Source organism: Flavobacterium arsenatis (assembly GCF_031456785.1).
GTDB classification, from domain to species: Bacteria; Bacteroidota; Bacteroidia; order Flavobacteriales; family Flavobacteriaceae; genus Flavobacterium; species Flavobacterium arsenatis.
The window spans coordinates 37,343-64,276 of sequence record NZ_JAVDVI010000017.1 but is presented as its reverse complement, the minus strand read 5'-3'; the positions used below and the strand labels follow the sequence as shown (position 1 = coordinate 64,276).

31 protein-coding genes and 2 tRNA genes are annotated in these 26,934 nt (G+C 35.1%); 23 read left to right on the top strand and 10 right to left on the bottom strand.

Annotation, left to right across the window (positions count from 1 at the left end; genetic code table 11):
- Positions 1 to 92: 92 nt before the first annotated feature.
- From J2X31_RS16030 to J2X31_RS16020, 3 genes are all read left to right on the top strand, one after another.
- Positions 93 to 941 carry a mechanosensitive ion channel family protein gene (locus J2X31_RS16030; protein ID WP_310028097.1) on the top strand — a complete coding sequence of 283 codons (849 nt, stop codon included), beginning with the start codon at positions 93 to 95 and terminating at the stop codon, positions 939 to 941.
- A 204-nt stretch (positions 942 to 1,145) separates the two neighbouring features.
- Positions 1,146 to 2,339 carry a hypothetical protein gene (locus J2X31_RS16025; protein ID WP_310028094.1) on the top strand — a complete coding sequence of 398 codons (1,194 nt, stop codon included), beginning with the start codon at positions 1,146 to 1,148 and terminating at the stop codon, positions 2,337 to 2,339.
- A gap of 158 nt (positions 2,340 to 2,497) precedes the next feature.
- Positions 2,498 to 2,926: a hypothetical protein gene (locus tag J2X31_RS16020; RefSeq protein ID WP_310028091.1), complete on the top strand. Its 429-nt coding sequence runs from the start codon at positions 2,498 to 2,500 to the stop codon at positions 2,924 to 2,926.
- Positions 2,927 to 3,136: 210 nt separating this feature from the next.
- Here J2X31_RS16020 and J2X31_RS16015 read toward each other — a convergent pair whose 3' ends face one another.
- On the bottom strand, positions 3,137 to 3,496 hold the full coding sequence (locus J2X31_RS16015) for a winged helix-turn-helix transcriptional regulator (RefSeq protein WP_310028088.1): 360 nt from the start codon (positions 3,494 to 3,496) through the stop codon (positions 3,137 to 3,139).
- A 135-nt stretch (positions 3,497 to 3,631) separates the two neighbouring features.
- Between J2X31_RS16015 and J2X31_RS16010 the strand changes: the two genes are divergently transcribed.
- Positions 3,632 to 4,414 carry an SDR family oxidoreductase gene (locus J2X31_RS16010; protein WP_310028086.1) on the top strand — a complete coding sequence of 261 codons (783 nt, stop codon included), beginning with the start codon at positions 3,632 to 3,634 and terminating at the stop codon, positions 4,412 to 4,414.
- A gap of 21 nt (positions 4,415 to 4,435) precedes the next feature.
- Complete coding sequence (locus J2X31_RS16005) at positions 4,436 to 4,759, top strand: nuclear transport factor 2 family protein (protein ID WP_310028084.1); 324 nt, start codon at positions 4,436 to 4,438, stop codon at positions 4,757 to 4,759.
- Positions 4,760 to 5,024: 265 nt separating this feature from the next.
- Here J2X31_RS16005 and J2X31_RS16000 read toward each other — a convergent pair whose 3' ends face one another.
- Positions 5,025 to 5,891, bottom strand: a complete 867-nt coding sequence (locus J2X31_RS16000) for a winged helix-turn-helix domain-containing protein (protein ID WP_310028081.1) — start codon at positions 5,889 to 5,891, stop codon at positions 5,025 to 5,027.
- 152 nt (positions 5,892 to 6,043) lie between these two features.
- Here J2X31_RS16000 and J2X31_RS15995 point away from each other — a divergent pair, with 152 nt between their 5' ends.
- Positions 6,044 to 6,604 carry a hypothetical protein gene (locus J2X31_RS15995; RefSeq protein WP_310028080.1) on the top strand — a complete coding sequence of 187 codons (561 nt, stop codon included), beginning with the start codon at positions 6,044 to 6,046 and terminating at the stop codon, positions 6,602 to 6,604.
- A 147-nt stretch (positions 6,605 to 6,751) separates the two neighbouring features.
- Here J2X31_RS15995 and J2X31_RS15990 read toward each other — a convergent pair whose 3' ends face one another.
- Entirely contained in the window at positions 6,752 to 8,893 is a 2,142-nt protein-coding gene (locus tag J2X31_RS15990) for a M3 family metallopeptidase (protein ID WP_310028078.1), read from the bottom strand.
- A gap of 229 nt (positions 8,894 to 9,122) precedes the next feature.
- On the opposite strand from J2X31_RS15990, the gene J2X31_RS15985 reads away from it, so the two are divergent.
- From J2X31_RS15985 to J2X31_RS15975, 3 genes are all read left to right on the top strand, one after another.
- A complete protein-coding gene (locus tag J2X31_RS15985) occupies positions 9,123 to 9,851 on the top strand; it encodes a hypothetical protein (RefSeq protein WP_310028076.1) in 729 nt (242 codons plus the stop codon).
- Positions 9,852 to 9,928: 77 nt separating this feature from the next.
- Positions 9,929 to 10,939, top strand: coding sequence for a sensor histidine kinase (locus J2X31_RS15980; protein WP_310028074.1), 1,011 nt, complete (start codon positions 9,929 to 9,931; stop codon positions 10,937 to 10,939).
- Between the two features lie 3 nt (positions 10,940 to 10,942).
- Positions 10,943 to 11,701: a LytR/AlgR family response regulator transcription factor gene (locus J2X31_RS15975; protein ID WP_310028073.1), complete on the top strand. Its 759-nt coding sequence runs from the start codon at positions 10,943 to 10,945 to the stop codon at positions 11,699 to 11,701.
- A gap of 37 nt (positions 11,702 to 11,738) precedes the next feature.
- Here the strand turns inward: J2X31_RS15975 and J2X31_RS15970 are convergent.
- Positions 11,739 to 11,823: transfer RNA gene (locus J2X31_RS15970), tRNA-Leu, on the bottom strand.
- A 113-nt stretch (positions 11,824 to 11,936) separates the two neighbouring features.
- Between J2X31_RS15970 and J2X31_RS15965 the strand changes: the two genes are divergently transcribed.
- The 8 genes from J2X31_RS15965 (at position 11,937) to J2X31_RS15930 (ending at position 18,744) form a co-directional block, all read left to right on the top strand.
- Positions 11,937 to 13,325, top strand: coding sequence for a dipeptidase (locus J2X31_RS15965; RefSeq protein WP_310028071.1), 1,389 nt, complete (start codon positions 11,937 to 11,939; stop codon positions 13,323 to 13,325).
- 168 nt (positions 13,326 to 13,493) lie between these two features.
- Positions 13,494 to 13,925: a WG repeat-containing protein gene (locus tag J2X31_RS15960; protein ID WP_310028070.1), complete on the top strand. Its 432-nt coding sequence runs from the start codon at positions 13,494 to 13,496 to the stop codon at positions 13,923 to 13,925.
- Positions 13,926 to 13,934: 9 nt separating this feature from the next.
- Entirely contained in the window at positions 13,935 to 14,483 is a 549-nt protein-coding gene (locus J2X31_RS15955) for an RNA polymerase sigma factor (RefSeq protein ID WP_310028068.1), read from the top strand.
- A complete protein-coding gene (locus J2X31_RS15950; protein WP_310028067.1) occupies positions 14,473 to 15,228 on the top strand; it encodes a hypothetical protein in 756 nt (251 codons plus the stop codon). Before J2X31_RS15955 ends, J2X31_RS15950 begins: the two co-directional genes overlap by 11 nt.
- A 118-nt stretch (positions 15,229 to 15,346) precedes the next feature.
- The gene (locus tag J2X31_RS15945) at positions 15,347 to 15,766 is read left to right on the top strand and encodes a toxin-antitoxin system YwqK family antitoxin (RefSeq protein ID WP_310028064.1); all 420 of its coding nucleotides are present in this window, start codon (positions 15,347 to 15,349) and stop codon (positions 15,764 to 15,766) included.
- 12 nt (positions 15,767 to 15,778) lie between these two features.
- A complete protein-coding gene (locus J2X31_RS15940) occupies positions 15,779 to 16,150 on the top strand; it encodes a BlaI/MecI/CopY family transcriptional regulator (RefSeq protein WP_310028062.1) in 372 nt (123 codons plus the stop codon).
- Positions 16,147 to 17,349 (top strand): M56 family metallopeptidase, encoded by a 1,203-nt coding sequence (locus J2X31_RS15935; RefSeq protein ID WP_310028060.1) that lies wholly within the window; start codon positions 16,147 to 16,149, stop codon positions 17,347 to 17,349. The genes J2X31_RS15940 and J2X31_RS15935 overlap by 4 nt, the downstream gene beginning before the upstream one ends.
- Positions 17,350 to 17,643: 294 nt before the next feature.
- Positions 17,644 to 18,744: a DUF4407 domain-containing protein gene (locus J2X31_RS15930; RefSeq protein WP_310028058.1), complete on the top strand. Its 1,101-nt coding sequence runs from the start codon at positions 17,644 to 17,646 to the stop codon at positions 18,742 to 18,744.
- Positions 18,745 to 18,835: 91 nt separating this feature from the next.
- Here the strand turns inward: J2X31_RS15930 and J2X31_RS15925 are convergent, their stop codons facing one another.
- Positions 18,836 to 19,327, bottom strand: a complete 492-nt coding sequence (locus tag J2X31_RS15925; protein ID WP_310028056.1) for a flavodoxin family protein — start codon at positions 19,325 to 19,327, stop codon at positions 18,836 to 18,838.
- Between the two features lie 101 nt (positions 19,328 to 19,428).
- Between J2X31_RS15925 and J2X31_RS15920 the strand changes: the two genes are divergently transcribed.
- The 3 genes from J2X31_RS15920 to J2X31_RS18250 all read left to right on the top strand — a co-directional run bounded on the left by J2X31_RS15920 (position 19,429) and on the right by J2X31_RS18250 (position 20,932).
- Positions 19,429 to 20,355: a DUF58 domain-containing protein gene (locus J2X31_RS15920; RefSeq protein ID WP_310028054.1), complete on the top strand. Its 927-nt coding sequence runs from the start codon at positions 19,429 to 19,431 to the stop codon at positions 20,353 to 20,355.
- 86 nt (positions 20,356 to 20,441) lie between these two features.
- Positions 20,442 to 20,515: transfer RNA gene (locus J2X31_RS15915), tRNA-Asp, on the top strand.
- Positions 20,516 to 20,683: 168 nt separating this feature from the next.
- Positions 20,684 to 20,932 carry a GIY-YIG nuclease family protein gene (locus J2X31_RS18250; protein ID WP_374725229.1) on the top strand — a complete coding sequence of 83 codons (249 nt, stop codon included), beginning with the start codon at positions 20,684 to 20,686 and terminating at the stop codon, positions 20,930 to 20,932.
- 172 nt (positions 20,933 to 21,104) lie between these two features.
- Here the strand turns inward: J2X31_RS18250 and J2X31_RS15910 are convergent, their stop codons facing one another.
- Positions 21,105 to 21,605, bottom strand: coding sequence for a DUF456 domain-containing protein (locus J2X31_RS15910; protein ID WP_310028052.1), 501 nt, complete (start codon positions 21,603 to 21,605; stop codon positions 21,105 to 21,107).
- 82 nt (positions 21,606 to 21,687) lie between these two features.
- Between J2X31_RS15910 and J2X31_RS15905 the strand changes: the two genes are divergently transcribed.
- Positions 21,688 to 22,167 carry a hypothetical protein gene (locus J2X31_RS15905; protein WP_310028050.1) on the top strand — a complete coding sequence of 160 codons (480 nt, stop codon included), beginning with the start codon at positions 21,688 to 21,690 and terminating at the stop codon, positions 22,165 to 22,167.
- Between the two features lie 200 nt (positions 22,168 to 22,367).
- Here the strand turns inward: J2X31_RS15905 and J2X31_RS15900 are convergent, their stop codons facing one another.
- A complete protein-coding gene (locus tag J2X31_RS15900) occupies positions 22,368 to 23,489 on the bottom strand; it encodes a glycosyltransferase (RefSeq protein WP_310028048.1) in 1,122 nt (373 codons plus the stop codon).
- Entirely contained in the window at positions 23,477 to 24,403 is a 927-nt protein-coding gene (locus J2X31_RS15895) for a lysylphosphatidylglycerol synthase domain-containing protein (RefSeq protein ID WP_310028045.1), read from the bottom strand. Before J2X31_RS15895 ends, J2X31_RS15900 begins: the two co-directional genes overlap by 13 nt.
- Before the next feature lie 115 nt (positions 24,404 to 24,518).
- Between J2X31_RS15895 and ruvC the strand changes: the two genes are divergently transcribed.
- Together ruvC and hemW are read left to right on the top strand one after the other, a co-directional pair.
- Entirely contained in the window at positions 24,519 to 25,073 is a 555-nt protein-coding gene (gene ruvC / locus J2X31_RS15890; RefSeq protein WP_310028042.1) for a crossover junction endodeoxyribonuclease RuvC, read from the top strand.
- A gap of 62 nt (positions 25,074 to 25,135) precedes the next feature.
- Positions 25,136 to 26,269: a radical SAM family heme chaperone HemW gene (gene hemW, locus J2X31_RS15885; RefSeq protein ID WP_310028039.1), complete on the top strand. Its 1,134-nt coding sequence runs from the start codon at positions 25,136 to 25,138 to the stop codon at positions 26,267 to 26,269.
- Positions 26,270 to 26,287: 18 nt separating this feature from the next.
- Here hemW and J2X31_RS15880 read toward each other — a convergent pair whose 3' ends face one another.
- The gene (locus J2X31_RS15880; protein WP_310028037.1) at positions 26,288 to 26,662 is read right to left on the bottom strand and encodes a type II toxin-antitoxin system death-on-curing family toxin; all 375 of its coding nucleotides are present in this window, start codon (positions 26,660 to 26,662) and stop codon (positions 26,288 to 26,290) included.
- Positions 26,659 to 26,844, bottom strand: a complete 186-nt coding sequence (locus J2X31_RS15875; RefSeq protein ID WP_310028034.1) for a hypothetical protein — start codon at positions 26,842 to 26,844, stop codon at positions 26,659 to 26,661. Before J2X31_RS15875 ends, J2X31_RS15880 begins: the two co-directional genes overlap by 4 nt.
- Between the last annotated feature and the right edge of the window lie 90 nt (positions 26,845 to 26,934).

Sequence of the window (26,934 nt, the reverse complement as noted above, 5' to 3'; positions counted from 1 at the left end):
AGTTTTAGGCTAAACTTTTTCAGAACGAATGTTAAAGTGTTAATTTTGCCCTTTCATAGCCGAAAGGGCATTTTTTATAAACCAAAATTAATATGGAAAACCTAGAAACACAAGTGGTTACAGGAACCGACTACATCGGGAAATATACCTCCCAATTCATCACCATTTTGGTTGATTATTCGCCAAGATTGATTTCTGCATTTTTAATCCTATTCATCGGACTCTATGCTATCCGACTGCTCAACAGGATGATTCGCCGATTGATGGTGGCAAGGAATTTAGACCCAACATTGTCAAAATTTTTGGCCGACATCGTGCTTTGGGTTTTAAGGGTTTTGCTGTTCGTTTCGGTTATCGATAAGTTAGGCATTGGCACTTCGTCTTTCGTTGCCATTTTGGGAGCGGCTGGTTTGGCCGTTGGCTTGTCTTTGCAAGGTTCGCTTTCGAATTTTGCTGGTGGAATGTTGATTATCTTGTTTAAGCCTTTTCGTGTGGGTGATTTTATCGAGGCACAAGGCGTTTCGGGAACCGTTGCCGAAATCCAAATCTTTGTGACCCGTCTTTCGAGCACGAATAATCAAACAATTTTTGTTCCCAATGGTGCTTTATCCAACGGAAACATCATCAATTATTCTGTAGCAGGAACAAGAAGAGCCGATATTAACTTTACGGTTTCGTATGATTCTAATTTGCAGGAAGTGAAAAACATACTGAACACGATTATACAAAACGACCCAAGGGTTTTAAAGGAACCTGCTCCAGCGGTTATTGTGACTGGCTTGGTGGATAATGGGGTGACGATTGCCGTTAGGCCATGGGCGAAAAACGACGACTTTTGGGCCATGCATTCCGATGTGTTGGAACAGACCAAATCGCAACTTTATGAAGCAGGAATTGAGTTGCAACCTTTTGTAAAAGAGTTTTCGGTTAGTCCGAAATAATTAAATAACTTTCAATAGTATACTACTGACAGGTGCGACCTTCGCTATAATAGCAAGGTAGTGCCTGTTTTTTTGTTTTCTTATTTGGAGACTGTCCTAAAAACTGTGTAAAAGCCTAGTTGATGATTTATAGTGATTTATGATTATATTTGAAGAAATAAAGTCTGACGGAAATCAGACTTATCACTCTCGATTTGGGTGGGTATGTTTGATAAAGTCGGGCATATAAACAAGTTACAGGCAATGGTGAAAAAACTTCTGTACATATTATTAATATTTGGACTTTCAAATTCAGGCTTTGCTCAAAGTTTACAACTGAAATTTGAAAACAAACTTGTTGAGCATTTTCAAAAACATACGTGGAAAGATGTTGTTGTAACAAGAGATAGTTTATATTCAAGTCCTTACAAAGACAAATTCAATGTTTCTGTAAGTGATAATTATATTGAATTTGACACAACTCATTTAGTGATTAAAAATCCATATTTCTCTGACAAACATGATGATGCTGAAGAAGAAAAAGATTACGTAAAGAATTTTCCTAAATCATTTTCAGTCATATACGAGAACTCACTCGTTACACTTTTTGAAAATGGAAAATTTACTTGTTTCAAACTTGAAAATTTTGAACGAAATACAGAACTCGAAAATAAATTGAACACTAAAAAGTTCAAATATCATTGGATTATTGACAATCAATTGGGCGGATTATCCGGTAATTCAATTTTTTTATGGAATGGAAATAAATGGACAAAATTCAAAGAAAATTTTCCTCTAAAAAATCAACCCAAACTATTTGAAGACAATCAATTTATTGTCTACGGGGAATGTTTCGGGGAATGGGGAGGAACAGTTTATTTTTTTGAAAAATCATCTTCAAAAACATTTTTTACTGAATCGACTTGTGCCAATTCAGTTATCAAAACATCAAAAGGATATAATGTATTAGCACATTTAGGTCACGGTGGTGGTTCGGCAGAAATAAAAACTATACCTTACCCTACAAAATTGACCTTGGCTAAACCAAATGAAATTGGAAAATCAGTAAATGGAGAAGCGTTAGGTTATACTGACAAATCAAGTGCCTTTGAAAAAAAGTTAGACTTTTATGGTCTCCAAATATTTTCGTCATTTGATTATCAAGACAAGGTATTATATATAGTTCATCTTTCTGAATTAACCTTTATTGCAGAGATTAAGAATAATGAAATTGAAATTGTTAATCCTTTATTTTTTAACGATTTATATACTCACGACCCAATTACTAATAAATATGGTAAATACACTTTAATGAACTTAGACCATTATGGAACAGGCTTGAATAGAGAAATATCTGTACTAATAATTGAGGGAAATAAAATTACAAAACTAGATTGGAATGAAAATCACAGTCGCTAGCATCGGCTATAGCAAATTCGGGCTAAAGTGATAAAATGGAAGTTATTACACAAAAGAAACTAACTGCTAAATGTATAAGTAAGTGCCTTGAAATACTGGACTTGCCATAGCCGAGAACCTTTGATATCTAGTCCATATTATTTACGAATAAAAAAGCGATGAAAAAATATTTAATACTCTTTATACTCTTTATTTTAATATCCTGTGGGTATAAACTCGATTCAGAAGTTGAAAAAGAAGTTTCCTATATTAGTGAATACGAAACTTGTATTTTGGCTGATTTCGTTTTTCATACACCAAGCTACATTAATTTAATGACTGTTGCTTCAAATGATGATTTGATTTACTTAACTAATGATGAAAATCCAGTTGTTAGATATTTTGCATTTATTGGTTTGATGGAAAGAAATTATCCCAAGATTAATCAAATATATAAATCTCACGAAAATGACACTGAAGTCATTTCAACATCAAACGGAGCCTGTATAAGAAATTCAGTTCCCTTAAATACACTAATGAAAGATGCCATTTCCAAAGAGTCCGTTTATACTTTATACTTCTCAAGAAATAAATACCATAAAAAATGAATACTAAAATCAGCCACTAATTATTACTACAACGGATTTGGGCAAACTGTAGTGACAGAACGTTACCAACAAGGCTAAACACCCTCACTACACCACAATTATATTTAACTTGACACTTCTACTACAAGTTTTCTATCTATTTTTACAGTAGACAATCTTTCACAAAGTAAAAAAAAAACATTACCTAAAATGCTTGTTCTGACAGAGATTCTAATTTTCTAACCTTTTCAATATTAGCTTTCGCAATCGCTCTTCATGCTCATCTCCCCACCCCCCGATGGCTGCAATTATGGGAATTAGCGTTTTTCCAAAATCTGTCAGGCTATACTCCACTTTTGGCGGTACAACAGGGTAAATTACTTTTGAAACAAGTTCATGATCTTCTAATTCCTTCAGCTGCATATTGAGAACCCTGCGTGAAGCATCCGGTATTTTGCGTTGCAATTCGCTTGGACGCTTATGTCCCTGATCAATAAACCAAAGCAAACGTATCTTCCATTTGCCGTAGAGCACTTCACCTATAAGATCAAGTCCACAATTTAAGTTGGGTATTGTTTTTCTCTCATACATACTACAAAAGTAAACCTATCTACCAATTCCTGCAATAGGGGAAAAATTTATCCCTATCCGAATCGTAATTCCGTACTTGTGAGAAACTTACATACTTCAGAAATTTGTACCTAACAATTTTAAAACGACTATACGATGGATTATCAAAACGAATTATCAGGCAAAATTGCCTTAGTAACAGGAGGTACAAAAGGAGCCGGAAGAGCAATTGCAGAAAGACTGCTACAAGCTGGGGCAACGGTTATTATCACTGCACGAAACGCACCGGAAAAAGAAAACAGCAAACTGCATTTCATTCCGTCCGACTTGAGCAAAGCAACAGGAACACAAAAAGTGGTCAGCGAAGTGCTGTCGGCTTACGGAAGGCTTGACATTTTGGTGAACAATCTTGGTTCTTCAACAACACCTGCCGGTGGCTTTACTGCATTGTCTGATGAAGATTGGGAATCGACCCTACAAGCTAATTTACTAGCTCCAGTAAGATTGGACAGGGGATTTTTACCACAAATGATAGATCGAAAAAGCGGTGTCATTATTCACATAGCTTCTATCCAGGGGAAATTGCCTTTGTATGATTCTACATTGCCTTATGCCGCTTCAAAAGCAGCATTGAGAAACTATAGTAAAAGTTTATCGAATGAAGTTTCGCCTAAAGGTGTTCGGGTGCTCACTGTTTCTCCTGGATGGATCAATACAGGAGCATCGAAAGCTTGGTTGGCTGAGATTGCAAGAAACGCCAACAGCACTGTAGAAGAAGCACAGCAAGGTGTAATGGATGCATTGGGCGGAATACCTTACGGCAGACCTGCTGAACCGGAAGAAGTAGCTGAATTGGTTGGCTTTCTTGTTTCTCCGAGAGCCAATTATTTATCAGGAACTGAATATGTAATCGATGGTGGCACAGTGCCAACAATTTAATAATCTTTAAAAATAATAACAATGAACTTACCAAAAGTACTAACAGACTTGATTAAAGCACAGAACGAATTTGACGCTGTGACGTATGCCAATTTGTTTTCAGAAACTGCCGTAGTGTTTGACGAAGGTAAAACGCATAAGGGAAGAATTGAAATTGAGCAATGGATCGATCATTCAAACAAAAACTACCAATCAGTGATGCAACCATTGGAATATACCGAAAACGGCATAACAAGCATCTTAACTGCAGCATGTTCAGGAATATTTCCAGGAAGCCCTATCACGCTAAAATTTCACTTTGATATTGTTGATGAACAAATTCAGCATTTAAAAGTAACAGATTAAAACATAGTAGCGAGTGACTGTCTTTGGTCACTCGCTACTTTTCTTTACTTCACCTGACTGGTTGACTGAAACAAATGTTGAATACACTAAAACCACTTTTACCAATAAAAACACAGATCAAAGTATCAGGTTTTTCAGAACAAAACCAGACGGAAGCTCCCAAACCGCTACATTTACTCTACCAGCACTAATACAACCCTATTAACTGAATTTGAAGTGTATATTACAAATGATGACTTTACTGATTTATAAAAACGAACCCTTACTAGTTGTTTTTCACCTCAAGCATATACCCAATTCCATGAACATTCGTTAATTTAATGGATGCATCATCACTCAATTTCTTTCGCAATTTAGAGATGTACGTATCCAAACTTCTTCCGACAAAAACACCATGATCTTCCCAGACTTTTTTGGAAAGTTCTTCTCTTTTGATTACTTTGTTGGGGTTTTCGACAAAAACCGTTAGCAATTCTACTTCTTTTTTTGAAAGAAGAATCTCGGTTGATTCGACCGTTAACTTATTTTCGTCTGGATAGAACTTAAACTTGCCTACGGGAATGCTATTTCCATTTGTTGAAATTATTTGTTTCTCTTTTTTAGGTTTTGGAAAGAAAACAAAAGCCATCGAAATACTTACAATTAAGACTATAATCCAAATTGGTTTCGTACTTGAAGCTAATGCTTTTTCTAAAAACCTTACTTCAATCAAATAGCATTTTTCAGGTAAAAATCGTCCGCTACAGGGAATGATGCTTTTTTCTTCGGTTTTGTCCTTTTGATAACTGTAAGCCACTTCAAAATCTTGACATTGCTTTACTTCAATTTGGTAGTGTGAAGGCAAGTTTGCTTTTTGAAAGCTTCTCTCAACTATCACAACCAAACTATCAGGGTTGATAACGATTTCTTTCTGAAAGGAAAGTCGGTATTTTGACTCTTCCAATTTTTGCACCGGTAGGATAAGCGAAGTACTGTCTTGATTGGTGAGTAACAATTTATTTCCTGCATCCCGCAATGCTATTGTGGTTAAAGCAGTATAGACCTCGTTTTTATTTTGAAAAGCTAAAAGGATAATAGCCGAGAGGATTGCAATGCAAAGACTGCTGTAGAAATAGATTTTTTGTTGCTTCATAAGTGGTGCAAATAACATACAATTTTGTCATTTTTTAAAACCGTTGACACTTCTTTTACATATTTTTTACATTTCAACGAGTTGATAGACCTAGTTTTACATTGAAATTCAAAAGCAAAGGATTTCGTTTTATTAATTTAAAATCATCAATCATGAACAACAGTTTATTTTATGGATTAGTACTCCTTTCGTTCAATTACAATTGTACAAATGTGAATTCTCAAGAATTTGCCGAAAATACAATCATGCAAGATAGTATTTATGTCGAACCTACTCACTTTAGCGATGATTTAGTGCGAGATGATGCACTTTACACCACCCTCATTCGAGTGGATCAACGTCAAAACAATGAATATGTGTTATCCGTTCAAATGAATTTAAAGAAGGACGCCTACTTTATTTCGCCCAATGCCAAAAGAGATTTTTCGGGAAAATTTACCATTGTCCTCCTCGATTCCGATAAAATTGCAACCAACGGAGCGATTACTGAAACACCTCTATCAAAAGAAGAACTTGATAAAGGCGAAGGTTTGGTTAATTTTGTTCGAAAAAACACCCACTACAAACAAACTCTAAAAGTTATATCCGATGAAGATTTTGAAATAAATGGCTATCTTCAATTTACTATTGAGCCACGTTGCACATTGGAAAAAATCCCTTTTATTCTTTCTTATAAAAATGGAAAGTTGAGCTTGAAGATGGATGGGTGTTAGATTCGACAACATTTTCTGGAGCTTCTTTATGAGATTGCTTTGCCAGTTCGCTATCGCTCGTGTCCTCGTTCCTCGGAATGACAACATTGGGGAAGCATAAATCGCATAAAAAAACGGACCTAAAGTCCGTTTTCTTGTTTATACTAACTATCCTTTCACTTTTTTAGCAGGAAGAGTTTTTTTGTCCAAACCGCGTTTTCTTAAAAGTGGTTCCACACTTGGTTCTGCACCACGGAAACGTTTGTATAACACCATCGGGTCTTCGGTTCCGCCTCTTTCCAGAACGTTTTCACGGAAGAGTTTTGCTTTTTCTGGGTTGAATAATGTAGTGGTCTTGAAGGCTTCGAATGCATCGGTATCTAAAACACCCGACCAAATGTAACTGTAATATCCCGAAGAATAGCCTCCAGAAAAAATGTGCTGGAAATAAGTCGTTCTATATCTCGGAATGATGGCATCGATCAAACCTATCTTCTTCATTGAATTTTTTTCGAACGTATTGGCGTCAAGCGAAATTGCAGCAGTTTGCGAATGATAATCCATATCCAACAATGAAGCTGCCAAATATTCAACAGTTGCAAAACCTTGATCGAAAGTACCTGATTTCTGCAACTTCTGAATCAATTCTTCTGGAATTGTAGCTCCTGTTTTATAGTGCTTGGCATACATCTTCAACACTTCTGGTTCGGCTGCCCAGTTTTCCATAATCTGCGAAGGCAATTCTACAAAATCCCTCGGAACGCTTGTTCCCGCTAGCGATTTATACGTCACATTCGACAATAGTCCGTGTAAAGCATGACCGAATTCGTGGAAATAAGTGGTTACTTCATCAAAAGTAAACAAGGCTGGAGCATCTGCTGTTGGCTTTGTAAAATTACAAACGATTGAAATTACCGGAGCTTGTCGCACGCCATTTTCAGTCTTCTGATTTCTATAAGATGTCATCCAAGCTCCACCTCTTTTGGAAGCTCTTGGAAAAAAATCCATATATAAAATCCCAACGTGGGTTCCGTTTGCCTCGGTCACTTCCCAAGCTGTAACCTCTTTATGATAGACTGGAAGATTATCGAGTTGCTTGAATTTCAATCCATATAATTTTTCCGTTACTTGGAAAACGCCTTTGGTCACATTATCCAAACTGAAATAAGGTTTCAACTCTTGTTCATCCAAATCAAAACGTTCCTTTCTAATTTTTTCGGTATAATATCTCCAATCGTAGGGTTGCACTTTGTCTTTGATGCCATCCTTTTCCATCATTTTTTGGATATCTTCCGCTTCGGTTTGTGCAATTTCCAAAGCCGGTTTCCATAAATCATTCAAAAGTTTGTTGACGTTTTCCGCATTTTTCGCCATTGATTCTTCCAAAACATAATCGGAATGCGATTTGTAGCCCAACAACCTTGCTTTTTCGCCACGAAGATTTGCGAGTTTTATAGCATTTGCCTTATTATCCAAATCATCATCGTGGTTGGCTCTGGTTTGATAGGCATTCCATATTTCCTGGCGTAATTTTCTATTGGAACTGTATTGCAGGAACGGCATCACACTCGAATTGGCAAGCGTGAAAACCCATTTTCCTTCTTTTCCTTTCGCTTTTGCATCTGCAGCAGCAGCTTCAATTAGCTGATTGGGCAAACCTGCTAGGTCTTTTTTATCACTGATAACCAACTCATATTTATTGGTTTCAGCCAAGATATTCTGACCGTATTTTAAGGATGTAAGCGAAAGTTCTGCATTGATTTTTCGCAATTTATCCTTATCTGTTTCCAATAAATTGGCTCCGCTTCTCACAAAATACTTGTAACGGTTTTCTAATAATTTGGCTTGTTCTAAATTAAGGTTCAAGCTTTCTTTTTTATTCCAAAGCGTTTTTACTCGTTGAAATAGTTTTTCATTCAAAGCAATATTATCGCCATGAGCGGATAAAACTGGAGCCGTTTCCTTTGCAATTGCCTGAAGCTCATCATTGGTATTGGCCGAATTATAATTTCCGAAAACCCGATTCACTTCCGAAAGCAATTCGCCAGCATTTTCCATTGCCACAATTGTATTGTCGAAAGTAGGAGCTTCTGGATTATTGGCAATCAAGTTGATTTCGGCTTCGTGTTTTTTTATACCTTCTAAAATAGCAGGTTTAAAATGTTCGTTCTTGATTTTATCAAATGGCGGAACATTAAACGGCGTGTCATAAGGTTGAAAAAATGGATTCATAGTTTGCTTTTTTTCTTGTGCTTCAATCGTCAGTAGGTTTCCAATGGTAAGCAAAATTAGAAGTGATTTAGATTTCATCTGAATAAATTTAGGAACGTAAATTTAGTGGAAATAAAAAGAATTCCGATAGGCTTAACGCTATTTTATGAAGCGTTGGATAGGATTATAAATATGATTAAAAAAACTCAACGCGATTTTCCCCTAATTCATTTTCATTTTCCCTTGATTCATCCAAAAACGGTTTTCATGTAGTTGTCGAACGAATAATTTTGCTTCATAATCAATTATAAATCAAAAAATATTTATCATGAAAACAACAGCTTCTAAAGTAAAATTCTTAACGAACTATTCCACATTTCTGACCATCATTATGGTTTCATTTTTTCTTTTTTCATTTAATAAAATAAGACAAATCGAAAATTTTGAAGAAATAAATGTAAAACGAATCAACATTATTGAGAACGACGGAACCATTAGAATGGTACTAAGCAACAAGGAATTACAGCATTCAGGACGACTTGACGGGAAAGATTGGAAAAAACGCGAACGACCATCTGGACTTATTTTCTTTAACGATGAAGGCGATGAATGTGGCGGATTGATCTATCAAACCAAAGAAACCAAAAACGGATTGATATCAGGAATGTCGATCACGATGGATCGTTATAAAGACGATCAGGTGTTGCAATTGTCTAACCAAGAAACGGTTCTCAACGGAAAAATCATGTCGCAACGCGGAATTCACATCAACGATTTTCCAATGGACAGCCATATTACAAAAAGAATGGAAATGCTGGAAGAAGCCCAGAAAATCAGCAACCCAGAGGAAAGAAAGAAAAAAATAAATGAAATTTATGACCAATATGGTGAACGAAATCTTTTGTTTCTTGGTAAAACAAAAGGAAACTCTCAAGGATTATTTTTAAGTGATTCCAAAGGACAACCCAAAATGATGATTTATGTGGACGAACAAGGAAATCCTAAAATACAGACTTTCAACAGCAAAGGCGAAATAAAAGATTTTATTGTAGAATAATTTAGGAAAGAAAAGTGTGGCATTGCTGCACTTTTCTTCAATTACAGCATTTTCCTATATTTGTAAAAATAGATTTAATGAAATCTGCAACTACCCTAAAAAACATACTTTCGATTATTATTGTTATTGTATTGATTAATACGATTCAGATCTATACACTTTATCAAACCCGGAAGTTTGGCGACATTGATTTTTTTGATTTCCAGGATCATGTTTTTGGCATCATAACGTGTTGCATTTCATTTATCAGCACCTATTATTCTTGGCAGTTTATTTCAAAAAGATATAATCAAAAAACAATAAAAATTGGACTCTCATTTTTGTTTGCTCTAGTGGTATTTTCGGTTTTAAGTAGTATTTTCTTTGGTTTGTATCGGTATCTCATTTATGGTTTCGGAACCAGTTTATGGATGATGGTCGGGAATATTGTTTTTGGTGTAACGATGTCGCATTTATATATCAGTGGTTATACGATTGCCTATTTGCACTTTAAAAACTCGAAGGAAATGGCTCTTGACATTGAACGTTTGGAAAAAGAAAAAGAAATTTTCAAATCCAAAATGTTGCAAAAAAACCTCGAACCTCATTTCTTGTTCAACAATTTAAGTGTGCTTTCTAGTTTGAGTCGAAAAAATCAGGAAGAAATGGAAACCTTTATTGATGATTTTTCGGATGTGTATCGGTATTTTCTAAAACATTCCGAACAAGAAATTGTTCCGTTGACCGAGGAACTACATTTTATTAAAGGCTACACCAATCTTATCGAAAAACGATTCAATAAAGCCTATAAAATTGTAAATACAATCGAAGACAAAACCGGATTTATATTGCCTTGCACGTTACAATTAGGAATTGAAAATGCATTAAAACACAACAGAGGAAGTGAAAACAATCCATTGATTATCGAATTGTACCGCATTGAGAATACTGTTTTTATAAAAAATAAATTACAACCAGTTGAAAATGTTTCCAGTTCCAACATCGGTAACCAATATCTCAAAAAACATTATAAATTACTATTCGATCTTGATATCAATTTTATCAAGACAGCAACTGAATATTGTGTTGAAATTCCATTAATTCCTTAAAAAATGAAAGCCTTAATCATCGAAGATGAACATCATAATGCCGAAATCATTCGGAATCACATTGAAAAATTTGATAACAAAATTACGATTGTAGCCTATTTGAAAAGCAATCAGGAAATCATCGAATGGTTTAAAACCAATGATCAGGTTGATGTTGTCTTTTCAGACATTGAGCTCTTGGATGGCACTGTTTTTTCCTCTTTAAAAGAAAATATAATTCATTGTCCTATTATTTTCACAACAGCTTACAATACGTTCTATCAGGAAGCTTTTGACACCAATGGCATCGGATATTTGTTGAAACCCGTCAGCTATAATCGTTTTGCGGAAGCGATGCAAAAATTTCTCAACCTAAAAAAACAAGAAGAAGACAACGTCAACTGGAATGCATTGGCGGTTTCGTTGTTGCAAAATCAATCAAAAAACTATAAAGAAAGAATTGTCATTAAAAACAATGATGGAATTTCGATTTTAAACACGGTAGAAATTGCAGCAATCCTCGCCGAATCTGGGAAATGCATTGCAATTGATGCCAACGGAAAAGAACATCCTTTCAAAGCTACCATCAGCGAATTGATTCAAGAATTAAATCCAGTTGTTTTTTTTCAGATTAATCGTGGTGAAATCATCAACATCAATTTTATTTCAAAAATCGAAAACTATTTCAACGACCGATTAGCCATTCAAATAAAAAACTATAAAACACGTCTGACAACCAGTACTTCGACAACAGCTGAATTCAAACGATGGATCAATCAATAAAATTCAAATAAAAAAAGCTCCTCAATTGAGAAGCTTTTGGTGCGGATAATAGGACTCGAACCTACACGCCTTGCGGCACCAGATCCTAAGTCTGGCATGTCTACCAATTTCACCATATCCGCTAAAATTGTGAGTGCAAATATAGGCATACTTTTGAACTTTCAAATAAAAAATTTAAAAAAATTTAAAATATTCTTTTTCGTATTTTTGGCAGTCAACACATTAATTTTAAATAATGGATACTATAAAAGACTACGTTCAAAAAAACAAGGAGCGTTTCCTGAACGAACTTATTGATTTACTGAAGATTCCATCCGTTAGTGCGGATTCTGCCTATTCTCAAGATGTTATCGATACTGCGAATGCTGTTAAGGTTAGCCTTGAAAAAGCAGGCTGTGATTTTGTAGAAATCTGCGATACTCCGGGTTATCCAATCGTTTATGGCGAGAAAATAATCGACCCGAACCTTCCAACGGTTCTGGTTTATGGACATTATGATGTTCAGCCTCCAGATCCATTAGAACTTTGGACTTCTCCTCCATTTGAACCAGTGATCAAAAAAACAGAATTGCATCCTGAAGGTGCGATTTTCGCACGTGGAGCTTGTGACGACAAGGGTCAGATGTACATGCACGTGAAAGCTTTGGAATATATGGTGCAAACCAACAACCTTCCCTGCAACGTGAAATTTATGATTGAAGGCGAAGAAGAAGTGGGTTCGGCAAGCTTGAGTTGGTTTGTAGAACGTAACCAAGAGAAACTGAAAAACGATGTGATTTTGATTTCTGATACAGGAATGATTTCCAATACACAACCTTCTATCACAACAGGTTTACGTGGTTTGAGCTATGTGGAAGTGGAAGTTACAGGTCCAAACCGCGATTTGCATTCGGGTTTATACGGAGGTGCCGTTGCCAACCCAATCAACGTTTTGGCTAAGATGATTGCTTCGCTTCACGACGAAAACAACCACATCACAATTCCTGGATTTTACGATAAAGTCGAAGAGCTTTCGGATGCCGAAAGAGCCGAAATGGCAAAAGCTCCATTCTCTTTAGAGGCTTACAAAAAAGCATTGAACTTGAACGACATCTACGGAGAAAAAGGATATACGACTAACGAAAGAAATTCCATCCGTCCTACTTTAGACGTAAACGGAATCTGGGGTGGTTATACAGGTGAAGGTGCCAAAACGGTTATCGCTAGCAAGGCTTTCGCCAAAATCTCGATGCGTTTGGTGCCGAATCAGGATTGGAATGAAATCACAGATTTGTTTGCAAAACATTTCGAAAGCATTGCTCCAAGCGGTGTAACTGTAAAAGTAAAACCACATCACGGAGGCCAGGGTTATGTGACTCCAATAGACAGCATCGGTTATCAAGCGGCTGCAAAAGCGTATAACGAAAGTTTTGGCGTGCAACCAATTCCTGTTCGTTCAGGAGGAAGTATCCCGATTGTGGCTTTGTTCGAAAAAGAATTGAAATCAAAAACAATCTTGATGGGATTTGGTTTGGACAGCGATGCGATTCACTCGCCAAACGAACATTTTGGAGTATTCAATTACTTGAAAGGAATTGAAACCATTCCGTTGTTTTATAAATATTTTGTGGAGTTGAGTAAATAAAAATAATCTAATTCATAACTCTTTCAGAGTTTTGAACTCTGAAAGAGTTGAGTAAAAAACCAATCCGTTTATTCTTAATTGAGTGAACGGATTTTTTTATTTCCAACCCTTTTGAAAGAGCTTGCATCTTTATAAGAAACATCTTAATTCACATTTAAATTTATTCTTATGAAAAAGTATCTATTTTTACTGCTATCGTTAAGTCCAATTGTTATTTACTCTCAAGAGCAGCCTTTCAAAAGTATTTCTGTCATCGAAAACCCTTCCGAATGGGTATTAATTTTTGACGAATTCGGATTAATGGGTTATATAAATTCCGAAGGCAAGGAAATTGTTCCTCCCATTTACGAAAAGATTCATCCTTTTGGAGAATACAAGGAAAATTGGTCCCGTGTTGAAACCTTAGAAGGCTTGACAGGGTTTATTGATTCGACTGGTAAAACAGTTGTTGAGCCAAAATACGAATACATCGAAAAATTTGGAGAATATAAAGCTGATTGGGCTTTAGTGAGTCTTTATAATCATTATGGTTTTATAAACACAAAAGGAGAAGAAGTTGTCCCACCTATTTATGCCGAAATTCCAATCTTAAAAAGATAATACAAATAGATGTCAGAAAATGAATTTATCATCGGTTGCCAGAACCAAGATTCTAAAATCCAGAATCTTGTTTACAAGACCTATGCTCCAAAAGTTTTTGGAATCTGTAAAAGGTATATGAAAGACCGGGAACGTGCGGAAGAAATGGTGATGAATACTTTTCTAGCCGTTTTCCAGAAAACCAATCAATTTAAAAACCAGGGTAGTTTTGAGGGTTGGATTTTAAGAATTGCCGTCAACTCCTGCTTGATGGAACTTCGGAAGAAAACTAATTTTGAAAATGAATGCTCGATTGACCACTTTCAATTCAGCATTGAAAACGAAGTCTTGGGTAATTTAGATGAAAATGATATCGAAAAAATGCTCCAGCTTTTGCCCGAAGGAGCAAGAATCATTTTCAATTTATATGTGATGGAAGGCTACAAACATTCGGAAATTGCAGAAAAGCTGAATATCGCCGAAGGCACATCGAAATCTCAATTGAATTATGCCAAAGAAAAATTAAAGAAAATCGCTACTGTTTTCAATCAATCAAAAATTAAAGAATATGGAAGATAAAGAGCTATTTGATTTCTTCAAGAATAAAAGTGCTACGTTTGATGAAATGCCTTCGGATGAAGTTTGGAACAAAATCCAAACCAACATTGTCGCTCCAAAAAGCACAACTTTTTTTTCTATTGCAAAGGTTATAATCTTGAGTACTTTTATTTTGGCTACTGCTGTAACAATTGGGATTTTGCTTTATACAAATTCAAAAACAATAATTGAAGATGAAATTATTACACCAAAAGACAATATCCTTAGTCAAGAACCAAGCTCGACTGAATCAGAAATTGATATCTTAAAAAATCCTGCAAAAGCCGATACTTTAAAACCCAAAAAAGTGTTGGTCAAAAAATCCATTATAGTTGTTAAAAGCGATACAATCACTGTCCTTAAAAGACTACATCCTTTTTTGAAAACTGATTCTATAAAAACTATCAGCCCTATAATTGAAATAGATTCGTTAAAAATCAAGCCACCAGTAAAAGGAAACCAATTGCTGTTTGAAACTAAAAAATCATTGACAAAAACAGAATTCGATTCTTTTGTTCAGAAAATTTTGGAAGAAACCAAAACGAATTATGGGACTTTAGTGGTTATTAAAGCAAAAGGCCACAAACTTTTTAGGCAAATTGTGAAGTTTCCTGAAAAGCTTCAAATTCCTCAGACAATAATTGAACCTTCACACTATACATCAGAAATTATCAGGAAAGATTCGCTACTAACCAAAGACAGTCTGTATTTCAATTTAAAAAAATAAGTAATCTTAAATACTTGTTTGCCAATCCATTTCTTTCGAAATGGATTTTTTTTGCTCAAAATTTGTTTTATTTAATTTTTATTCTACATTTGTAGAGTTAATTCTATCTTTGTAGAGAATGAAAAGATTTTATTATCTGTTTCCACTACTTTTTGTTTTACTATTTTCAAGTTGTAAAATCAACCAACGGAAAAACGGAGAAAAAACAGGTCGATGGATTTATAAAGACACCGTGATGGGAATTCCATCAAAATCAAAAGGACGTTACAAAAATGGTTTTGAAGTTGGCACTTGGAAGGATTATTTAAGCAATCGATTATTGACAAAACGAAAATACAAGGACAGCATTTGCCATACGACAGAATATCATGCAAATGGAAACATCAGAGCAATCGGTGTTTCAAAAATGATTGTCGACAGTACCACCATTCATTGGTATTTATCTGGAGAATGGAAATTTTATGACAACGACGGAGTTCTTCTAGGTACGAAAATATACGAAAAAGGCGAACCCATTCTTGAAACTTACACCGAATAAAAAAATAAAAAAATGCAATTATCAAATTCAGAAGAACAATTGATGCAACACCTTTGGAAACTCGAAAAAGCCTTTATGAAAGACTTGCTCGAAGCTTTTCCAGAACCAAAACCAGCCACAACAACGGTTGCAACGCTTTTAAAAAGAATGATCGACAAAAAATTTGTGGCTTATAACGAATTTGGAAACTCTAGGGAATATTATCCGTTGGTAAAAAAAACGGATTATTTCTCGAAACACGTCAACGGATTGATCAAGAACTTCTTCAACAATTCGGCTTCACAATTTGCTTCTTTCTTCACTAACGAAACCGAGTTATCAGCTTCGGAATTGAAAGAACTCCAGAAAATAATCAATAAAAAGCTTAAAAAGAAGAAAAAATGACGGACTTCCTTTTAAAATCGACACTTTGCCTCGGATTGCTTTTCGCCGTTTATTTCTTCTTGTTGGAGAAAGAGAAGATGCATCACTTCAACCGATTCTTTTTGTTGTTTAGCTTGGCGTTTTCATTAGTAATTCCGTTCATTTCTTTTGAAATTTATGTGGAAACAATTCAAGCTTTTCAACAAAACACCATTCAAATGATGCCAATTTCTTCTGAAATGATAGAAGAAAAAACAGACTATTTACCCATCATTTTATGGTCTGTTTATGGATTGATTACAACTATTCTAATGTTCCGCTTTGTAGTTAATCTGATAAAAATAAAAGAAAAAATCGATTCTAATCCACAAGAAAAAATACAAAATGCAACATTGGTTTTGTTGGAAGAAAAAGTCTTGCCCCATACTTTCCTTAATTATATTTTCATCAACAAAGATGATTATGAAAACAGGAAAATCGAAGACGAATTGTATACTCACGAACTAACTCACGTTCGACAAAAACATACATTGGATATCTTGTTTATCGAAATCCTGAAAACCATTTTCTGGTTCAATCCGATATTGATATTTTACAAAAAAGCAATCCAACTCAACCACGAATTTCTTGCAGACGAAAAAGTGGTAAAATCATACAACAATGTTCCGTTTTACCAAAATCTATTATTGGAAAAAGCAACTTGGAACAACACCTTTTACTTGGCCAGTAACTTGAATTTTTTAGTAACCAAAAAAAGATTAATTATGATGACAAAAACCACGTCAAAATCAAGAGCATTGCTCAAAAAAATAGCACTTGTACCCGTTTTAGCTGTATTGATTTTTATTTCTTGTTCTGAAAACAAAGAGGCTACAACCGAAATTGAAACCACAAATGAGGAAATGGAAGTACAAGCTTTACAACCAGATGAAGTTCCTTCTCAGCCAGAATTTCCTGGTGGAATGGAAGCTTTTTATGAATTCTTCGGCAAGGAATACAAAATCCCGGAAGATTTTTCAGAAGAAGGAAAATTAATTATAGCATTTGTTGTCGAAACCGATGGAAGTCTTTCAAACCTTAAAATCAAAAAAGACGAAGGCTTTGGAACAGGAGAAGAAGCTATCAGGGTTTTAAAAAAATCCCCGAAATGGCAACCAGGACTTGTGAAAGGCAAAGCCGTAAGAGTTCAATATCATCTTCCTATTTCGATAAAAAGATAATTAAGCATTCTAAATCCATTCAGAAATGAGTGGATTTTTTTTAGGGCGTTCCCCGATTTAGAACCATCCTGCAAAAAAAAACTTTAAGGAAAATCGGGGCGGGCTTTTCGTTCCCAATCTTTTTCTTTTTTTAAAGAAAAAAAAGAAAAAGGATTTCCACTTCAATCCCTAACGCAAAACAACACAGCAATTTATACCATAATCAAAATTTTGGCGTTACTTTTGTATAATCATCAATCAACCCGAGGCGAAGCCGAACTGTTTGGAGCGTAGCGGAAAAAAATCAAAATCATCATGTTAAAACAATTCTTCATCCTTTGTTCGGGAGCCGACAAAAAGCTTCTCGAAAATTGCTCTGAAGGCGAACAAACCAAATTCGCCGGTATTGGAGCAACCGTTTTCTTCACAGCCGTTATGGCCTTTATCGCCAGTGCCTATGCCCTGTTTACGGTTTTCGACAGCGTTTATCCCGCCATTGGTTTCGGTCTCGTTTGGGGATTATTGATTTTTAATCTCGACCGTTTTATCGTTTCCACCATCCGAAAAAGGGATTCTTTTTGGAGCGAATTTATTCAGGCAACACCTAGAATTGCTTTGGCCGTTATCATTGCAATTGTAATTTCAAAACCCTTGGAAATTAAGATTTTCGAAAAGGAAATCAACACCGTTTTATTGAAGGAAAAAAATGCAATGGCCTTGAATAACAAGAAGGAAGTGGCCAATTATTTCAAATCGGATTTGGATAAAAATAAAACTCAGGTTGACAGTTTGAAATCGGAAATTGCAAAGAAAGAAAAGGAAGTTAACACCTTGTATGAAACCTATATTACCGAAGCCGAAGGAACTACTGGAACCAAAAAACTAGGGAAAGGCCCTGTTTTTAAAGAGAAAATCGCCAAGCACGATTTGGCTAAAGCCGAACTCGACACTTTACGCAAAAACAATTTGGCTAAAATAGCCGAAGCAGAAAAATCATCCAAGACGCTTCAAAACGATTTGGACAAAAAAGTATCCGAAACACAACCTATAATCGACGGTTTCGACGGATTGATGGCGAGAATTAATGCTTTGAATAAACTGCCTTGGTTGCCTTCTTTCTTTATTATGCTTTTATTTTTAGCTATCGAAACTTCTCCTATTATTGCAAAATTATTATCTCCAAAAGGAGAATATGACTTCAAATTAGAAGATTTGGAAACAGCTTTGAAAGCAACTATCAATCAAGACAAATACCAACGTGATTTATTAGTGAAAACCAGTGCTTCAATGCATGATAAAGTCTATGAAGATATCGCTTCGGATAAAGAATTATTTAATTTACAAAGAAGTAAAGCGAAAGAATTGTTGGAATTACAGGCGAATAATTTTGTCGAAAAACAGAAGAGAACTTTTTAGATAGGCAAGAGTAAATAGGCAAAAGCTACTAAAAAGCGGAAGATGAAATTAATCATCTTCCGCTTTTCAATTTTTATCCAATTTAAATGATTTATGAACCTACAATATTTATAAATGCTGCCAAGTCTTTAGTATGTTCTTCATCTTTAATAGTATGGAGATTCCCTAGATATTCAATCCCCAAATAACTGGCGGTTCTGGCAAAAGGCAACCAAAAATCATCTCCAAGATGATCGCCAACCGAACTAGTGATTACCGCCATTTTCTTGCCTCTTAATTTTCTTCCAAGGTCTTTTTCGACAGTAACTAAATCCGTGAGGCGGTCGAAAAAAATTTTCATATTGGCACTCATACTGTACCAATACACAGGTGTTGCAAAAACAAATGCATCATAGTTTGCTATGATATTCTCCATTAAAGGAAGAAAGTCATCGAATTTGTTTTTACGGGCATAATCGTAAAAACCAATTTGATAGTCGTTCAAATCAATAATGTCCCAGCCAGATAGAGCTGAAAGGGAAGAAACCATCTTATGGGTATCGCCATCATTTCTGGCACTTCCGGCAATTATTACAGTTTTCATTTTGAGAAGTTTCGCTTTGGGCTAAGGTAGTATTTATATCATTTTCTCCAAATCTTCTAATCCTTCCATCTTTAAATATTTAAATTATTTATCTTTGAAGTATGAACATCGAATCACAAATACAAACAATATCCAGCTTCCAGCACTTGGAGTTGTTGGCCAATCAAGTCGTAGAAGGCTTCATCTCCGGAATGCACAAATCGCCCTTCCACGGATTTTCTGCCGAATTTGCCGAACATAAGGTCTATAATTCAGGTGAAAGCACCAAGCACATCGACTGGAAACTTTTTGCCAAAACCGATCGTCTCTATACTAAACGCTACGAAGAAGAAACCAATCTACGTTGTCATCTCATCATCGATAATTCATCTTCAATGCATTATCCAAAGCTAAAAAGCGACGAGCCTTTCTATCACAACAAAATTGGATTTTCAGTTTTGGCTTCAGCGGTTTTGATGAACCTGCTCAAAAAACAAAGAGATGCAGTAGGCCTAAGCATTTATTCAGACAAATACGAATATTATGCCCCCGAAAAAGGAAGCGACCGCCACCATCGGATGTTGCTAAACAAGCTAGAAAACCTGATAGACAACAAAGTAGAAACAAAAAATACCGATACCATTACTTTCCTGCACCAAATTGCCGAGAAAATGCACCGTCGTTCGATGATTATCCTTTTTACGGATATGTTTCAATCAGGCAACGAAGAAGCACTTTTTAATGCTTTACAGCACTTAAAACACAACAAGCATAAAGTTGTGCTCTTTCATGTAATTGACAGCAAAACCGAGCTTAATTTCGATTTTGATAACGCTCCTCGAAAATTCATCGACCTCGAAACCGGAGATGAAGTCAATATTTTTGCCGATAACGTAAAAGCCGAATATGAAAAACAAGTAGAAAGCTATTTTAAAAAACTAGCCTTGACTTGTGCTCAAAACAAAATCAGGTACGTTCCTGTAAACGTTGGGGAAAATTTTGAAAAAATAGTAACCACATATTTAGTTGAAAAACAATCGTTTGGGTAGAACTGTGAAAAAAAGTTTAATTTTTTTTGCAGAAACACTTGCAGAAGTGAAATTCTGTAGTATCTTTGCAACCGCAATAAAGCAGAGGTTTGGTAGTTCAGTTGGTTAGAATACATGCCTGTCACGCATGGGGTCGCGGGTTCGAGTCCCGTCCAGACCGCTAAATTGAGTAAGAAGGTTTTCAGAAATGAAAACCTTTTTTGCCCAATAAAAGTATCTAAAGCTAGTTGTGTTGTTTTGCTCAGAAATGGGCAGGTTTAGTAGTTAGACCAATGAAAAGCTTTCCACTTTTGTGGATGGCTTTTTTGATTTAAGACAGTTTGTAATTATGTTTTTTGTTTACATTATCTATTCCGAAACTCTTTTTATCTATTATAAAGGATTTACAACTAACTTCTCAAAAAGACTAGAATATCACAATTCAGGTAAAAGTAAATACACTTCAAAAACTTCAGATTGGTCATTGGTTTATTTACGAGAATTCAAAACAAAAAAGGAGGCTTTAATTGAAGAAAAACGGCTCAAGAGATTAAATAGAGAATCCCTTTTAAAACTAATTGCTTCAGAAATGGATTAAGGTTTAGTAGTCTCGTTGGAACAACGAGATGAAAAGCTTTCTCTCGTCTTTTTTGACGAGATGGATGGCTTTTTTGATTTAAGACAGTTTGTAATTATGTTTTATTTTAATAACCTGCAACTTAAATGACCTTACATGCCTTATAATATGGTTGAAAATATTTTTGATTGTTTCAAAACAATCCTTCCCAATTCCTCCAAACAATCGAAACAAACAATCCAAAGTAAACCATACAAACCACAAACTTCATAAAGGTAGAAGCCAAAAATCCAATAAAAGAACCAGTTGCCGCTTTCAAGGCACGTTTATGGTCTTTAGAATTGTAAATAAGTTCGCCCACAAAAGCTCCCACAAACGGACCAATAATAAACCCAAACGGAATTGGAGCCAGAATCCCCACTACCAAGCCGATATTCGTTCCCCAAATTCCATAACTGCTTCCGCCAAAACGTTTCGTGCCTTTTGCCGGAATCACATAATCCAAAATCGCCACGACAACAGCCACGAAAAGTGTCACACCCAAAACCCAATAATTCATTTCCACGGCTTCTGTAAAATACAAAAGCAATAAACCAACCCAGCTTATCGGTGGCCCAGGCAAAACAGGTAAGAAGCTTCCTAAGATGCCAATAATCATACAAACAAAGCCTAAAACCAACAGCAAAGTGTCCATAAATTAAATTTTATTACATTTGAAAAATTATAATAGTATCTTTAAACCACTAAAATAAACTATTTGTTCACGTAAAGTAGCGATGAGAAAAACATTTTTTTTACTTCCATTCCTGATTTTCATCAATTCCTGCCAATATTTCGACAAGCAAGTGCCGTCAAAAGAAGAACTATTGCAAAAGGAATTGAAGTCCATCAATTGGAATGAAGTCGATGAATTGCCTTCCATCAACGAATGCGAACAAATTCAGGACAAAACCCAACGCCAACAATGCTTTTTCGATTTTTTGACAGCTAAAATTCAAGAGAAACTAAGCATCGACACGCTTTCTATTTTATACCCAGAACTCGACACGATTGAAGTAAAAGTAACCGTTTTTCCAGATGCTTCCCTAAAATTCGAGCCACAATTTCCAACCGATTCATTGGCCTACGACAAAATTAAAATCGACAGCATTCTTCACGCCAGATTGGTCGATTTTCCAAAAATAAATCCAGCACTAAAAAGAGGAATTCCAGTAAAAACACAATTTATTTTACCCGTAATTCTCGAAGTCGAATAGCTTTTTTTAGGAGCTAATCCTGCTGTACATTACAATTTTTTGTCAAAACAATTTATTTTCTCTACAAAAAAGGAGCTTCCGTTGGTCGCTCTTTTTTGCAGGAAAATAATATTGTTTTTTCCTGCAAAATTTCCATTTCCATCAGGGCTAGGACAGTTGTGCTTCGAAAGAAACTCCACAAACAACATCAAATCTAAAATCTAAAATTTCCTCCCTTTCCATTCATATTTTCCAAACAAAGAATAAAAAGCGACAGTTGTACTAAAAAAAGGATACAACAAATTGCTAAAAACAAAATACCGAATAATTCTCGGCTGAATAAATTTTCCAGTTTGATACAGCAATAAAAAGTCAACAAATATTTTCAAGGCAAACAAAAGATACCAATTCCAGAAGGAGAAAAAAGAAAAAAGAGTTAGGAAAAAAGACACCACAATTGCTAGATTTCCTGCGAAAACAATTAAAGCTAAAATCTTTCCAAAGCCACTATCATAAGAAGAAGATTTTGAAGCCCAGCGAACCCTTTGGTAAAATAAAGACTTCCAATCGTTCAAGGTTTTTGTAAAGACAATCGCTGAGAATGCTTTCAAATACTGCACTTTTTCAGGAAACTGCCGAACTGCTTTCTGCAATAAAAAAACATCATCGCCACTTGCAATTCCATTATTTCCTTCAAAACCATCTAAATCTGCAAACAGTTTTTTAGTGTAGCCAAAATTTGCACCATTACACATAAAAGGTTTCCCAATTCCGAAACTTCCAATCGTGGCTCCTTGCAAACTCATCAAATCCATCTGCTGAAATTGATGCAAAAAAGAACCTTCAGCATCATAGGAAACGGCTCCAGCAATCATCTCGCAATTCGTTTTTTGAATAAAATTATCAAATGTCGAAAGCCAATCTGGATTTACAAAACAATCTGCATCGGTTGTAATTATCCAATCGTTTTTAGCAAAATCCATAGCTGTTGAAATAGCATCTTTCTTTGGAGAATTCGATTTTCTTTTGTTGTTTATAATCTGAAAAGCAAAACTCAAAGCAGGAAAACCTTCAATTACAGCAACCGAATCATCATCAGAATCATCATTTATAAAAATCACTTCAAAAAGTTCTCTAGGATAATTCAATTGTGAAAAAGAATACAATAATCCAGGAAGATTTTCAGCCTCATTCCGAAAAGGAACTACAATTGAAAATTTTGTATCTGGTTTGAAATCCTCTCTTTCAAAAAGATTTATTTTATTGAATCCATACGAAATCCATACGATGAAAATCGAATAAATGAGTATAATTGCAAAAAATAAAATACTTAAGATTTCCATTTCGATTTGAATTTAAACACATAAAAACTGCCAATAAAAACGGGAAGTACGACATTCAAAAACCACATCAAGGTACTGATAAAAACTACAACCCATTCATTGACACCTAAATTTCCAAAGAAATAAACAGCAACACTTCCTTTTACGGCAAAATCCAAAAATTGAAAGGTTGGTAATGATGAAGCTAAGAAATAAACAGCAGTAATGGTTGCCATTAAAGTCCAATAAGGCAAATCGACATCAAAAGCCAGAAATAAAAAATAGTATTGATGCGAAAAAATCAAATATCTGCAAATAGCCAAAAAGATATTTTTTTGGTGAATGGCTTTCGGAATTTCATTGATCTTCTTCAATAATTTATCCAATGAATAACCCTTGATTTTTATTTTTTTCAAAAAAAAGAAAATTCCAAAGAACAAAATACAAATTCCAAGAATGACAAAGACCCAAAATTGATAGCCCAAAATCATCAATCCAATTGTTCCAAAAACGATTGTCAGAATCATTTGGATTCCATTGCAGATGAGGTTTAGAAAAACTACTTTTTTAGCTTCTTTCTTCTCAAAATACAATGCTTTTGCACCATATTCACCAATTCCGTTTGGTGTAAAAATAGAAGCAGTTAGGACACTTAAAACTTGTTCGGTTGCTTTTCCGAGCGAAATTTTTTCAATGACTTGGGCTAAATTCTGCCATTTTAAAATCTCAAAAAACCGATTAAAGAAACTAAAGGAAAGAATAAACAAGATGCCCCAGAATGATTTTTTACGTTCGAGCAATTCCAAGAATTTATTCCAATCTAATTGTTCATTGTTTGCGAGTTGATCGTAAATAAAATAAAAAGCACCGCCAACAATCAAAAGTTTGACCAGAAACGTGAGGAATTGTTTAGCTTTGTGAGGAATTGAAAACATCTTTGCAAAAGTAAAGCAAAGTGATTAGAATCCTGCAAGGTTTTCAAAACCTTGTAGGTATAAAATACTAAAAAAAGACCTACAAGGTTTTGAAAACCTTGCAGGAAAAACGAAAATGGCAAACGAACGCATCATATTAGGAATTGACCCGGGAACAACCATCATGGGTTTTGGGTTGATAAAAATCATCAACAAGAAAATGGAATTCATCCAATTGAACGAATTGATTTTGAATAAATATGACGACCATTATATGAAATTGAAAGTCATTTTCGAACGGACAATCGAATTAATCGATACGCATCATCCTGATGAAATTGCAATTGAAGCACCATTTTTTGGTAAAAATGTACAGTCGATGCTAAAATTAGGAAGAGCCCAAGGCGTTGCAATGGCGGCCGGACTTTCACGCCAAATTCCAATCACTGAATACGAACCAAAAAAAATAAAAATGGCCATCACCGGAAACGGAAATGCATCAAAAGAACAAGTAGCCAAAATGCTCCAGCAACTTTTAGGTTTAAAGGAGTTGCCTAAAAATCTAGACAGTACAGACGGTTTAGCTGCCGCGGTTTGTCATTTTTTTAATTCTGGAAAAGTCGTCGGAACCAAGAGTTATTCTGGTTGGGATGCTTTTGTGAAACAGAATGAAGAACGCGTTAAGAAATAGTTTTCAGTCGCAGTTTTCAGTCGACAGAACTGAAAACCGCGACTGTGACTGAATACTAAAAAATGTCAGGAATCTACATCCATATCCCTTTTTGCAAACAGGCTTGCCACTATTGCGATTTTCATTTTTCGACTTCAATGAAGCGGAAAGAGGAGATGGTTTTGGCTTTGGCCAAAGAAATCCAGATGCGAAAAAGTGAATCTCAAGATGAGATTGTTGAAACCATTTATTTTGGCGGAGGAACGCCTTCGGTATTGACCATTAAAGAAATTCAATTCTTGATTGATGAAGTTTTTAATAATTTTAAAGTTGCAGAAAATCCAGAAATAACAATTGAAGCTAATCCTGATGACTTATCGGATATTCGAATAACCGAATTAGCAAATACACGAATTAACCGTTTAAGCATCGGAATTCAATCTTTCTTTGAAGATGATTTGAAGATGATGAATCGTGCTCATAATTCGGCGGAAGCCAAAAAATCTTTGGAAATCGCAACCCGATATTTTGATAATATTTCTATTGACTTGATTTATGGAATGCCAGGAATGAGTAACGAGAAATGGAAAGCAAACATTGAAACGGCTTTGAGTTTTGGTATTCCACACATTTCGAGTTATGCCTTGACGGTTGAACCAAAAACAGCCCTGAAAAAATTAATTCAAGCGGGAAAAATTGCCGAACCCAAAGACGATGTTGCCCAAGAACATTTTCAAATCTTGGTAGATACTTTGCAGGAAAATGGCTTTATACATTATGAACTTTCTAATTTTGGAAAGGAAAATTATTTTTCGAAGAACAACTCGGCTTATTGGTTGGGTAAAAAATATATCGGAATCGGACCTTCGGCTCATAGTTATGACGGGGTTTCCAGAAGTTGGAATATTGCTAATAATGTCCTTTATTTAAAATCTTTGGAAGAAAATAAACTGCCATCAGAAAAAGAAATCCTTACCCAAACCGATCGATACAACGAATACATTATGACAGGTTTGAGAACGATTTGGGGAATTTCGCTGGAAAGAATTCAAAAGGAATTTGGAGAAAAATATTTGAATTATTTACTTAAACAATCTGAAAAATTCTTTTTAGATGATTTGCTTTCGGTTGAAAATGAAGTCTTGAAAACTACCAAAAAAGGAAAGTTTTTGGCAGATGGAATTGCAAGTGATTTGTTTATGTTGGGTGATGATTGATTTCAACTTTAAAAACAATCATTTTTTAAGATTAGAATGAATCCAGGATTTTATTTCTTCGAATCGAAACTCCCCTTTACTTGCTGAAATTACCATCATGTATTTTTCTTCCTGACTTGCAATAATATCAAGGTTACTTTCCAAAAGAAGCAATCGCATCAAGGTATAAGCCGTTCTTTTGTTGCCGTCAATAAATGGATGGTTGATGATGATGCTTTCAAAAATAGCCGATGCCTTCTCAATGGGATTCGGATATAAATCCTGATTATCAAATGTAGCAAAAGGCCTTGCCAATGCAGATTCTAGCAGTCGGATATCGCAAATTCCTTTACGACCTCCGAATTTATCAATTAAGATATTATGAATAATTTCAGTTTCTTTGATGGAAATCATTGGGCAAGTTTATCCAATAAATCGCTGTCTTCGGAAAGAATTTTCTTTAGGTTTGAAGTTAAGCTAGACTTTGATTGGTCAGACTGAACTTCTTTGATAAGGTCTAAAATATCAACAAGAAGTTTTTCTGGAACCTGATCCAGAGCCTTGCTTATTTCTTTCTTGATTTCTATTGCTGTCATGATTCAAAGATAATAATTTTTCTATTAGGGATGAATGTCGTTTTTAAAACAGTTGAAAACTTCAAGTTCTGCAAAATTTTAAATTAAAAA

Bases quoted from the DNA above. Each gene is read 5' to 3' on its own strand.
- J2X31_RS15975 (WP_310028073.1), top strand. From the start codon at position 10,943: ATGAAAGCCTTAATCATCGAAGATGAACATCATAATGCCGAAATCATT.
- J2X31_RS15940 (WP_310028062.1), top strand. From the start codon at position 15,779: ATGCAATTATCAAATTCAGAAGAACAATTGATGCAACACCTTTGGAAA.
- J2X31_RS16020 (WP_310028091.1), top strand. From the start codon at position 2,498: ATGAAAAAATATTTAATACTCTTTATACTCTTTATTTTAATATCCTGT.
- J2X31_RS18250 (WP_374725229.1), top strand. From the start codon at position 20,684: ATGTTTTTTGTTTACATTATCTATTCCGAAACTCTTTTTATCTATTAT.
- J2X31_RS15985 (WP_310028076.1), top strand. From the start codon at position 9,123: ATGAAAACAACAGCTTCTAAAGTAAAATTCTTAACGAACTATTCCACA.
- J2X31_RS16015 (WP_310028088.1), bottom strand. From the start codon at position 3,496: ATGTATGAGAGAAAAACAATACCCAACTTAAATTGTGGACTTGATCTT.
- J2X31_RS15930 (WP_310028058.1), top strand. From the start codon at position 17,644: ATGTTAAAACAATTCTTCATCCTTTGTTCGGGAGCCGACAAAAAGCTT.
- J2X31_RS15945 (WP_310028064.1), top strand. From the start codon at position 15,347: ATGAAAAGATTTTATTATCTGTTTCCACTACTTTTTGTTTTACTATTT.
- J2X31_RS16005 (WP_310028084.1), top strand. From the start codon at position 4,436: ATGAACTTACCAAAAGTACTAACAGACTTGATTAAAGCACAGAACGAA.
- J2X31_RS16030 (WP_310028097.1), top strand. From the start codon at position 93: ATGGAAAACCTAGAAACACAAGTGGTTACAGGAACCGACTACATCGGG.
- J2X31_RS16025 (WP_310028094.1), top strand. From the start codon at position 1,146: ATGTTTGATAAAGTCGGGCATATAAACAAGTTACAGGCAATGGTGAAA.
- J2X31_RS15960 (WP_310028070.1), top strand. From the start codon at position 13,494: ATGAAAAAGTATCTATTTTTACTGCTATCGTTAAGTCCAATTGTTATT.
- J2X31_RS15980 (WP_310028074.1), top strand. From the start codon at position 9,929: ATGAAATCTGCAACTACCCTAAAAAACATACTTTCGATTATTATTGTT.
- J2X31_RS15920 (WP_310028054.1), top strand. From the start codon at position 19,429: ATGAACATCGAATCACAAATACAAACAATATCCAGCTTCCAGCACTTG.
- J2X31_RS15995 (WP_310028080.1), top strand. From the start codon at position 6,044: ATGAACAACAGTTTATTTTATGGATTAGTACTCCTTTCGTTCAATTAC.
- J2X31_RS15895 (WP_310028045.1), bottom strand. From the start codon at position 24,403: ATGTTTTCAATTCCTCACAAAGCTAAACAATTCCTCACGTTTCTGGTC.
- J2X31_RS15910 (WP_310028052.1), bottom strand. From the start codon at position 21,605: ATGGACACTTTGCTGTTGGTTTTAGGCTTTGTTTGTATGATTATTGGC.
- J2X31_RS15900 (WP_310028048.1), bottom strand. From the start codon at position 23,489: ATGGAAATCTTAAGTATTTTATTTTTTGCAATTATACTCATTTATTCG.
- J2X31_RS15875 (WP_310028034.1), bottom strand. From the start codon at position 26,844: ATGACAGCAATAGAAATCAAGAAAGAAATAAGCAAGGCTCTGGATCAG.
- J2X31_RS15905 (WP_310028050.1), top strand. From the start codon at position 21,688: ATGAGAAAAACATTTTTTTTACTTCCATTCCTGATTTTCATCAATTCC.
- J2X31_RS15950 (WP_310028067.1), top strand. From the start codon at position 14,473: ATGGAAGATAAAGAGCTATTTGATTTCTTCAAGAATAAAAGTGCTACG.
- J2X31_RS16000 (WP_310028081.1), bottom strand. From the start codon at position 5,891: ATGAAGCAACAAAAAATCTATTTCTACAGCAGTCTTTGCATTGCAATC.
- J2X31_RS15925 (WP_310028056.1), bottom strand. From the start codon at position 19,327: ATGAAAACTGTAATAATTGCCGGAAGTGCCAGAAATGATGGCGATACC.
- J2X31_RS15955 (WP_310028068.1), top strand. From the start codon at position 13,935: ATGTCAGAAAATGAATTTATCATCGGTTGCCAGAACCAAGATTCTAAA.
- ruvC (WP_310028042.1), top strand. From the start codon at position 24,519: ATGGCAAACGAACGCATCATATTAGGAATTGACCCGGGAACAACCATC.
- J2X31_RS15935 (WP_310028060.1), top strand. From the start codon at position 16,147: ATGACGGACTTCCTTTTAAAATCGACACTTTGCCTCGGATTGCTTTTC.
- J2X31_RS15990 (WP_310028078.1), bottom strand. From the start codon at position 8,893: ATGAAATCTAAATCACTTCTAATTTTGCTTACCATTGGAAACCTACTG.
- J2X31_RS16010 (WP_310028086.1), top strand. From the start codon at position 3,632: ATGGATTATCAAAACGAATTATCAGGCAAAATTGCCTTAGTAACAGGA.
- J2X31_RS15965 (WP_310028071.1), top strand. From the start codon at position 11,937: ATGGATACTATAAAAGACTACGTTCAAAAAAACAAGGAGCGTTTCCTG.
- hemW (WP_310028039.1), top strand. From the start codon at position 25,136: ATGTCAGGAATCTACATCCATATCCCTTTTTGCAAACAGGCTTGCCAC.
- J2X31_RS15880 (WP_310028037.1), bottom strand. From the start codon at position 26,662: ATGATTTCCATCAAAGAAACTGAAATTATTCATAATATCTTAATTGAT.